At 44.7% G+C, this 8,717-nt stretch carries 10 protein-coding genes; 1 reads left to right on the forward strand and 9 read right to left on the reverse strand.

Annotation, left to right across the window (positions count from 1 at the left end):
• The first annotated feature begins 512 nt into the window (after positions 1–512).
• Positions 513–659, forward strand: a complete 147-nt coding sequence (locus tag ABI430_01500) for a hypothetical protein (protein ID MEO8637557.1) — start codon at positions 513–515, stop codon at positions 657–659.
• An 87-nt stretch (positions 660–746) separates the two neighbouring features.
• Here ABI430_01500 and ABI430_01505 read toward each other — a convergent pair whose 3' ends face one another.
• The 9 genes from ABI430_01505 to rpsL all read right to left on the reverse strand — a co-directional run bounded on the left by ABI430_01505 (position 747) and on the right by rpsL (position 8,573).
• Positions 747–1,418 carry a hypothetical protein gene (locus ABI430_01505; protein ID MEO8637558.1) on the reverse strand — a complete coding sequence of 224 codons (672 nt, stop codon included), beginning with the start codon at positions 1,416–1,418 and terminating at the stop codon, positions 747–749.
• A gap of 248 nt (positions 1,419–1,666) precedes the next feature.
• On the reverse strand, positions 1,667–2,029 hold the full coding sequence (rpsJ, locus tag ABI430_01510; protein MEO8637559.1) for a 30S ribosomal protein S10: 363 nt from the start codon (positions 2,027–2,029) through the stop codon (positions 1,667–1,669).
• Between the two features lie 92 nt (positions 2,030–2,121).
• Positions 2,122–3,315 (reverse strand): elongation factor Tu, encoded by a 1,194-nt coding sequence (gene tuf, locus ABI430_01515; protein MEO8637560.1) that lies wholly within the window; start codon positions 3,313–3,315, stop codon positions 2,122–2,124.
• A 398-nt stretch (positions 3,316–3,713) separates the two neighbouring features.
• Complete coding sequence (locus ABI430_01520) at positions 3,714–4,352, reverse strand: hypothetical protein (GenBank protein ID MEO8637561.1); 639 nt, start codon at positions 4,350–4,352, stop codon at positions 3,714–3,716.
• A gap of 305 nt (positions 4,353–4,657) precedes the next feature.
• Entirely contained in the window at positions 4,658–6,823 is a 2,166-nt protein-coding gene (gene fusA / locus ABI430_01525; GenBank protein MEO8637562.1) for an elongation factor G, read from the reverse strand.
• 111 nt (positions 6,824–6,934) lie between these two features.
• Positions 6,935–7,369, reverse strand: coding sequence for a DUF2335 domain-containing protein (locus ABI430_01530; GenBank protein MEO8637563.1), 435 nt, complete (start codon positions 7,367–7,369; stop codon positions 6,935–6,937).
• Positions 7,338–7,562, reverse strand: coding sequence for a hypothetical protein (locus tag ABI430_01535; protein MEO8637564.1), 225 nt, complete (start codon positions 7,560–7,562; stop codon positions 7,338–7,340). The genes ABI430_01530 and ABI430_01535 overlap by 32 nt, the downstream gene beginning before the upstream one ends.
• 31 nt (positions 7,563–7,593) lie before the next feature.
• Positions 7,594–8,064, reverse strand: a complete 471-nt coding sequence (rpsG, locus tag ABI430_01540) for a 30S ribosomal protein S7 (protein MEO8637565.1) — start codon at positions 8,062–8,064, stop codon at positions 7,594–7,596.
• A gap of 95 nt (positions 8,065–8,159) precedes the next feature.
• Positions 8,160–8,573, reverse strand: a complete 414-nt coding sequence (rpsL, locus tag ABI430_01545; protein MEO8637566.1) for a 30S ribosomal protein S12 — start codon at positions 8,571–8,573, stop codon at positions 8,160–8,162.
• Positions 8,574–8,717: the final 144 nt, after the last annotated feature.

An 8,717-nucleotide genomic window follows, 5' to 3' on the forward strand; every position in this document is an offset into this window, starting at 1 on the left:
CCTTATCTGTTATTCTTTCACTTCATGTGGAAGAATTGTTTGCTGAAAACAACATTATAGGAGTGCAGGGAAAAGTCAATCAGCAAGAAGCTACCCTTACTAACTCTGTCTAATGGTCCCCTTGGACAAGAGAAAAATAAAAAACACGGAGCAAGCACGAAAAAACCTCCCTTTGGGAGGTTTTTTCGTGCTGACGGAGTTAGTTCCGCATAGTTCAGCGTTTGGACCCTAAAAACTTTTTCGGTAAAAAATTTAGATCGATATCAAGGAAATTCCTTGATATTCCTACATACGTTATAATCTTGCTATAGCAAGATTATAACGTATGTAGGCTTTTTGATGTTATTTAAGACATTGGAATATTTGTTCAAGCTAATTAGGTTAGATTTTGATTCTGTTAACACGATGTGTTACCTTTTGGAAAGATAGTGCAGATGTTCGATGGCTTCATGAAATTCGTAACACCACGAGTTCCTTGAGTCTCCAAACCAACCAAAGATTATATGACCGAAATGGAATTCGTTCGCCAATGGAAATATGCAATTTTGGGAGCACTGACTGGACTTATCTTGCTCATAGCCTTCATCATCGTCGGCAGGCTGTTGATCAAGAAGGTGCAATCTCAACCGCCCGCACAATCTCAATCCATAGAGCGCTAAATACGCTCTTTTTTCTTAACAAAAAACTCCCATAGGGGAGTTTTTTGTTCGTATCAAATTAAAGAAATTATCTTTGAAAATGCTTACCTATGTGTGACCTCCTTTTTTATGATGATGTCCTACTCGACGGGCTTCCGAAGAAGCCCTCATATGTTTTGAATATCGAGGATCATCCGTACGAACTATCGCTGCCCTTTTTAAATGCTTCTTTTTTATATCTCTCAAGTACCCTGAAATAAAAGCACCTCTCCTATTTGGATCTGTTGCACTTATTTCTAATCTGGTAAACAACGTATCAAGAAACGGTGATAAATCTTCCGCGCTTAGCTTGCTTTCAAAGAGAAATCTTGCGAAACTTTCAGTAAACCCACTATGTCTTTTTAAAATCTTCAAAAAAGTATCGTACAAAGCCAATTTTTCAGAATTGTGAATTCTAAGAACATTGATCAGGCCTTTTTCTCCCTCCGTCATTTTGCCTGGAAACTCTTTCGGCATATCTTTCTCTTCCTTGGGAAGCTCAGCAGAAATCTCAGACCGTTTTTCCTTCGGTTCGGAGACTTCAGGGCTCTGTTTTATTTTAGGACGATGTCTTATGTGTTTCTCTCTAGACGTCTGATACTCTTTCGCTGTTTTAATAGCCTCCAAATACCCCTCTGCTTTGCTCTTTGCGATTTCAGGATTATCCTTATCCGCATTTCTTATGTCTTCTAGCTTCTTCGCTAAATCGTCACGATATTCTTCAAATTTCGGCTTTTCCATATGAGGAAAGTATCTCATATTCTGTAAACAGGTCAACATTAGAATATTGAAAAATTTCCCTGATATGTGGGGGGACCATCCATTCTTTTTTCTTTTCTTTCTTACCGTCAGAGTGAGGGAAGTCTTTTTCAGAACATTCGCAGGAAAATTTGCATGGTTTCCAATTCTGATTGGAAAAATTTTCCGAGGACGAAGAAAGCCTCTCGCTGGAGAGGCTTTCTGGTTCTGAAAAAGATGCTTCCCGAACGTTATATCATCTTGACATCAATATTCACTCCAGACGGAAGCGAAAGATTGGTCAACGCCTCAATGACTTTGGCGTTTGGATTCACGATGTCGATAAGCCGTTTGTGAGTTCTCATTTCAAATTGCTCGCGGGCATTTTTGTAGACGAAAGCGGAACGATTGACGGTATATTTTTTTATTTCCGTTGGAAGAGGAATAGGACCTTGAACGGTCGTGTCATAGCGAAGAGCGGTGTCCATAATCTGCTTTACGGAAGAATCGAGAATTTTGTGCTCGTAGGCACGAATTCGGATTCGCAGTTTATGCGACGCCTCTTCCTTTGGCGCAACTTTAGAAGTTTTCTTTTTTGGGGTTTCTTTCGGCATTTTGTTTACACGGAACAGAATCTGAACAAAAACTCGGAACTGAAACAGAACTTCTGTGGTTTTCCGCGTTCTTCGTCCGTGCTAGTTCTGCGTTACTTTGTGATTTTCGTCACCACCCCCGCGCCAACCGTCTTACCTCCCTCTCTGATAGCAAATCTTTGTTTTTCTTCAAGGGCAACAGGGGCGACGAGCTTCACGACGAATTTAATGGTGTCTCCAGGCATTACCATCTCCGTTCCGGCAGGCAATGTAACCTCTCCGGTCACGTCTGTGGTTCTAATATAGAATTGCGGTTTGTATCCGGTGAAGAATGGCGTATGTCTGCCTCCTTCTTCTTTTTTCAAAACGTAGACTTCTGATTCAAAATCGGTGTGCGGGGTAACAGAGCCCGGTTTTGCCAAGACCTGTCCGCGATGAATGTCATCTTTCTTGGTTCCTCGAAGGAGAATTCCTGCATTATCTCCGGCCATTCCTTCTCCAAGCGATTTGTTGAACATTTCAATTCCGGTAACAGCGGTCTTTGCGGTAGGCTTGATTCCCACAATCTCCACGTCTTCGCCGACTTTCACAATACCTCTTTCAATTCTTCCGGTAACCACCGTTCCTCTTCCTTCAATCGAGAAAATGTCTTCAACCGGCATAAGAAATGGCTTGTCGAGTTCGCGAACCGGAATCGGAATATACGTGTCGAGAGCGTCAACGAGTTCAAGAACTTTCTTTGACCATTCATCGGTATTGTCTTTTGCTTCAAGAGCTTTCAAAGCCGACCCGCGGATAACTGGAGCGTCTTTTCCGTCATAGCCCTGCTTGGTCAAAAGCTCGCGGACCTCTTCTTCCACAAGGTCAATCAACTCCTTGTCAGGCACCATATCGCATTTGTTTAGAAAAACAATGACCTTAGGCACTCCCACTTGGTATGCAAGAAGAATATGTTCTCTTGTCTGTGGCATCACACCGTCAGTTGCGGCGACGACGAGAATCGCGCCGTCCATCTGCGCGGCGCCGGTAATCATGTTTTTGATGTAGTCGGCATGTCCGGGCGCGTCAATGTGAGCATAGTGACGAGCGTCACTTGAATATTCATTGTGGGAAAGAGAGATGGTAATGCCGCGGGCTTTTTCCTCGGGAGCGGAGTCAATCTGGTCAACTCCCTTCACTGTGGCTTGTTTGCCAGCTCGGTGAAGCACGCTTAAAATCGCCGCTGTTAATGTCGTCTTTCCATGGTCAACGTGGCCGATGGTTCCCACGTTTACGTGAGGCTTGGACCGATCAAATACTTCTACCATATGTTTAATAGATTCATGAATCTAGATTCATGATTCAGGAATAACTCCTGAATCTTAAATCTTGAATCCTGAATCGTTCTTAATAATAAATAATTAATATTGAAAAAGCACAAACGTGCATTATGTGCCATCTTATCAGAATCAAAGTCAATGTCAACAGGCCACTCAAAATCTCTGGAAAAGAAAGCGCTCGTTTTTTCCTGCGAAAAACTCGCTAATCCTCGTCCGCCGAAGAGCCGAGCCGGAGAACTGCGGACAATTTTTTCCAGAGAATTTTCGCTCTCACGTCTGAAGAAATATCAAGTAATTTCCTTGCTAGCCATCAAGTTCAGAAGAAACTAAGCAAAAAAAGGCATCGGAAATTCATTCCGATGCCTGATGTAAACTGTCTGGCGATTTCAAAAAATGAATCTGAGCGAGAATGCGCCAACGATTCCTCCATCGCCCGCTTGAACAGTAACTTCAGCTCTGACGTAATCGTAGAACAAATAGCCGATGGTAGGACCGATTGTCGGCTCCAGGCGAAAGTTGGTGTGCTGAGACTCATCCTTGCCGAAACGATCCCACCCATTGTCAATGAAGATTCCTGTGAGAGTCCCCTCCACACCAAGCGATAGGTTCTTGATATGGTACGAAAGGTTGAGACTGGTAAGCAGGCCGTATCTGGCTTCAGAATAGACAAAGGATCCGTTTTGAGGAGCCCTGAAGTCGTTGACATTTTGGCGATCATCGCGCGTGCCACCGAAAAGCCCACCAAAGTCGGCGGTCAAATCGAGCGAATCGTTAAAAGGGAAATGATAGCCAACACCAACCACGGCGTAATGCATCAGTCCGTTATCGAAACCAGTGGTCCCGGCAGAACCGGGCACATCGGCGTCTGGCAAGAATCCATCGTCTGAATGGGTGTCATGCTCAAACTTCACCCCTGGTACGCGAACATTCCTGTACCCGACAAGGAGTTCAAATCCTGACGGTGGCGCCTGGGCGAATGCAGGAATTGCGAGGCAAACACTTGCAACTGCGACTAATAGTTTCATACTGTCCTTTTTTTGGTTGCGATGACCAATCGGATTTTCCGTGTCTAAACAAACAAGGTCAGTGTCTGTTTCTGAAGTTCACCTTACTCATTAATCCTATCTTGTCAAGTCTTGGTAGCCTTCGGCAAGGTTAAACCTTGACATAATTTTTTCGACAAGAAAAAGCCGTCGAGCGCCTCCGGCACTCGACGGCTTTGTCTTAATTCATTCCAAAATCCAGATTCAATAATCCATATTCTATTTGCGGGCTTCAATTATCCCCGTAGCCCTAAACCGCAGAAGCGGTCGGACGAACAATTATTGAATCACTTTCGTGATTCAATAATTGTTGTAGCCACATGCGCGGGCACTGCCTCGTAGTGGTCAAATTCCATGTTTGCGCTTCCGCGCCCTTCTGACATCGAGCGGAGCTCCGTGGTGTAGCCAAACATTTCTGAAAGAGGCACTTTGGCGGTAATGACTTTGATTCCTCCTTGCCTTTCATCAAATCCTTCGATCTGTCCGCGTTTGGAGTTGAGACTTCCGGTCACATCTCCGAAAAATTTCTCCGGGACAAGCACTTCGATTTTCATAATGGGCTCTAAAATGACCGGCTTCGCCCGCTTGGCGGCATCTTGAAATGCCTGCGAAGCAGCTATTTTGTATGCGATTTCAGACGAGTCAACGTCGTGGTAAGAACCGAACAAAAGCTCACAGGAAATATCGGTCATCTTGTATCCCGCCACCACTCCGCGGTCCATGGACTCCCGAACTCCTTTCTCGCAAGCAGGGATAAACTCAATCGGAATCACCCCTCCCTTAATTGAGTTTATAAATTCAAAACCGGGCTCCCGGTGAGTATTTTTTGGGATTTTCTCGGGCGCAGGACCGAGTGGCTTCAGAGCTATCCGCACGTGGCCGTACTGACCTTTCCCTCCCGACTGCTTGATGTATTTATTCTCCGCCTCCGCTTCTCCCTGAATCGTCTCTTTGTAAGCCACTTGCGGCTCGCCCACATTCGCCTCAACTTTAAATTCTCTCTTCATTCGGTCAACCATGATTTCAAGATGTAATTCTCCCATGCCAGAGATGATTGTCTCTCCCGTATCGGAGTTTGAGCTGATTCTAAACGTAGGGTCTTCGTCGGAAAGTTTCTTCAACGCTGTTCCCATATTTTCCTGGTCGGCTTTTGTCTTTGGCTCAATGCGAAGTGACATCACTGGGTCAACGAATTTAATTGGGTCCAAAATTATCGGATTGTCTTCGTCACAGAAGGTATGAGAAGTCCGCGCGTCCTTAAGTCCCACCGCGGCGGCAATCTCTCCCGAGAAAACTTTTTTCACCTCTTCCCTTTTATCCGCCTGCAGTCGGACGATTCTTCCCAGTCGCTCTCTTTTGTCCGTGGTTGAATTGTAAATATATGACCCCGCCTCGATTGTTCCAGAATAAACTCGGAAGAACGTTAGCTGACCCACGAAAGGGTCGTTCTGAAGTTTGAACGCGAGCGCGGAAAAAGGCTCTTCATCAGAAGCATGTCGAATGACCACCTTACTCGGGTCGCGGGGGTCAATTCCTTTTACTGGAGGAATGTCCAGAGGCGACGGAAGATACTCGACAACACCGTCCAAGACAAGCTGAACTCCCTTGTTCTTCAAAGCCGAGCCGGTAAATACAGGAATCAATTTGATTTCAAGTGTTGCTTTTCGCAACGTCTTTTTCAAATCGGCAATGGAAATTTCTTTTCCGTCAAGAAAATCCTGCATGAGAACATCATCGTGCTCAACAATTTTCTCGACAAGCTCGGCACGATATTTTTTCGCTTCTTCGAGATACTCTGCGGGAATTTCGGATTCTTTTATATCGATGCCCATCTCGCCCGCAAAGTGATACGCCTTCATTTTCAAAAGGTCAATCACGCCCTCAAATTTTTCTTCGAGTCCCATTGGGATCTGGACGCGCACAGCATTTTTGGTGAGACGTTCGAGAATGGAATTGAATGACCGCTCAAAAGACGCCCCGGTTCTGTCGAGTTTATTGATAAAGCAAATTCGGGGCACCTTTCCATCGTCCGCATAACGCCAGTTGGTCTCGCTTTGGGGCTCAACTCCGGCTACTCCGTCAAAAACAACGACCGCGCCGTCCAATACACGCAAAGACCTCTTCACCTCGGCGGTAAAATCAATATGTCCGGGCGTGTCGATAATATTAAATCTGTGTTTCAAAGAAAGGTCCGGTCCTCCTTCGGAATTCAGGATCTTCGACATGTAGGAAGGATTCCAAAAGCATGTAATAGCCGCCGCAGTGATGGTAATGCCTCTCTCCCGCTCCTGCTCCATCCAATCGGTAACCGTATTTCCCTCATGCACCTCTCCAATCTTATGGCTCATTCCCGTGTAAAACAAAATTCGCTCGGAAGTGGTGGTCTTCCCTGCGTCTATGTGCGCTATGATTCCGAAGTTTCTGACTTTCTCTAAAGGATAATCACGGTTCATAAATAATAAATTAATATTTGTTGTAGAAAAAATAAAATCCAGCTTTAGCTGAATGGAGAAAAGACTACACGAAATTGAAAGACAATGCAAAATACCTGAAAAAAATCCTAATTATCTTTTATCTTCTCTTTCTTCTCTGGATTTATTCTCTCGCTCGACTCTTCGAGTCTTTGAACCATACATAAACACGCCCACTAATGAAGCCAGGGTACCGACTCCAATAATTCCACCGACTAATCCACTTCCATAAATAGAAATAAAGACAGAACCTATCAATCCAGCTATTGCAATGAGGAAACCGAGTATTTGACCCCACTTTGATCGAGCAATGTCTGAGTCAATAACTTTTCTTTCTAATTCCGTCCTATGCGCAAATTGATTTTCTGCCATCTTTATTATTCTTTCGGCAGCCCCGGGAACAACTTCATCAAATTTTTTTAACACTTCGGGCGGTGGTAACGGACCAGAATAATATTGTTGAGATCGAACTGCAACAGATTGGCCGGAAGGCTGACTATTTTGTTGATTCGGCGAGGTGTTGCTCATATTTTGAAATAGAATTTCTAATGTCATCACCGACAGCTCGCCAGTCATTTTGTAAGGCCTTATGATCTGCTTCCACTCCAGTTTCGGAAAAATTGTAATCCTTGTGTATAACAGCACCAAGATCAACAACACTAGCTACACCCTCAAAGAAAGAAGGTTCTGCAAAAAGTCTATTTGATTTATATTTCTTCATATTCCTATTATAACAGAAAAAAGGAAATCGACTACCAGCTAAAGTGCGCAAACGCTTTGTTTGCCTCCGCCATTTTGTGAGTATTTTCGCGTTTGCGGACAGCGTCGCCTTCGTTTTTGGACGCCGCCATAATTTCGAGGGCAAGTTTCTCCGCCATGGGTTTTCCTTTTTTGCTTCTCGAGGCCTCAATAATCCATTTCATTGAAAGAGCCTGCTTGCGCTCGGGTCTCACTTCAATCGGCACCTGATAGTTGGCGCCTCCCACTCGGCGGGATTTCACTTCCATGTTGGGAGCGGTATTTCGGAGCGCGGTATCAAATATTTCAAGAGGATTTTCAACTTTTGCTTTTTCCTTAATCAAATTCATGGAATCATACATGATTTTTCGGGCGGCATTTTTCTTGCCTCTCTCCATGAGATAGTTCGTAAACTTCGACACTTTCGCCGAGTTGTAAATGCCGTCAGGCAGTATTTCTTTTTTGTTTTTTATTTTTCTTCGCATCTTTTTAATACACGGAACAGAATCGGAACTTAGACTCGGAACTGAAACGGAACTTCTGTGCACATTCTGCGTTCTTCGTCCGTGTTGCTTCCGCGTTACGCCTTCTTAGGGCGTTTCATCCCATACTGGCTTCTTCCCTTTCTTCGGGACTCCACTCCGGTTGCATCCAAGACCCCGCGCACTATCGTGTATCGAAGCCCGACGTCTTTCACGCGTCCTCCGCGAAGAAGCACCACCGAGTGCTCTTGGAGAGCATGGCCGATTCCCGGAATATAAGCGGTTACTTCCATGCCGTTCGTAAGGCGAACTCTCGCGATTTTCCTGATAGCCGAGTTTGGCTTCTTCGGAGTCTTGGTCGTCACCTTGGTGCAGACACCACGTTTGAAAGGAGAATAGTAAAATCGAGGACGATTCTTAATCGCGTTGAAGCCCTTAGTCAGCGCCACCGCTTTTGACTTTCGGCCGGTTTTGCTCCTTCTTGTTTTAACTAATTGGTTTATTGTGGGCATTTCGAAATTGATTCTTGAATCTAGATTATAGAATCTGGATACGAAATCAGAGGTAAAGACTACTATGAGCGGGCAAAAAAAGCAACGAGGTGTATAAGGCCACCCATCTTTGCACTCTCCGCCTCTCGTTAGTTGATAACGGTT

Source organism: Candidatus Taylorbacteria bacterium, from assembly GCA_039934295.1.
Taxonomy (GTDB): domain Bacteria; phylum Patescibacteriota; class Minisyncoccia; order Phycocordibacterales; family HO2-43-120; genus HO2-43-120.

Excerpts from the sequence above, each read along its gene's own strand:
- rpsJ (MEO8637559.1), bottom strand. The coding sequence starts at position 2,029 with ATGCCGAAAGAAACCCCAAAAAAGAAAACTTCTAAAGTTGCGCCAAAG.
- ABI430_01505 (MEO8637558.1), bottom strand. The coding sequence starts at position 1,418 with ATGGAAAAGCCGAAATTTGAAGAATATCGTGACGATTTAGCGAAGAAG.
- ABI430_01535 (MEO8637564.1), bottom strand. The coding sequence starts at position 7,562 with ATGAAGAAATATAAATCAAATAGACTTTTTGCAGAACCTTCTTTCTTT.
- rpsL (MEO8637566.1), bottom strand. The coding sequence starts at position 8,573 with ATGCCCACAATAAACCAATTAGTTAAAACAAGAAGGAGCAAAACCGGC.
- ABI430_01530 (MEO8637563.1), bottom strand. The coding sequence starts at position 7,369 with ATGAGCAACACCTCGCCGAATCAACAAAATAGTCAGCCTTCCGGCCAA.
- tuf (MEO8637560.1), bottom strand. The coding sequence starts at position 3,315 with ATGGTAGAAGTATTTGATCGGTCCAAGCCTCACGTAAACGTGGGAACC.
- rpsG (MEO8637565.1), bottom strand. The coding sequence starts at position 8,064 with ATGCGAAGAAAAATAAAAAACAAAAAAGAAATACTGCCTGACGGCATT.
- ABI430_01520 (MEO8637561.1), bottom strand. The coding sequence starts at position 4,352 with ATGAAACTATTAGTCGCAGTTGCAAGTGTTTGCCTCGCAATTCCTGCA.
- fusA (MEO8637562.1), bottom strand. The coding sequence starts at position 6,823 with ATGAACCGTGATTATCCTTTAGAGAAAGTCAGAAACTTCGGAATCATA.
- ABI430_01500 (MEO8637557.1), top strand. The coding sequence starts at position 513 with ATGGAATTCGTTCGCCAATGGAAATATGCAATTTTGGGAGCACTGACT.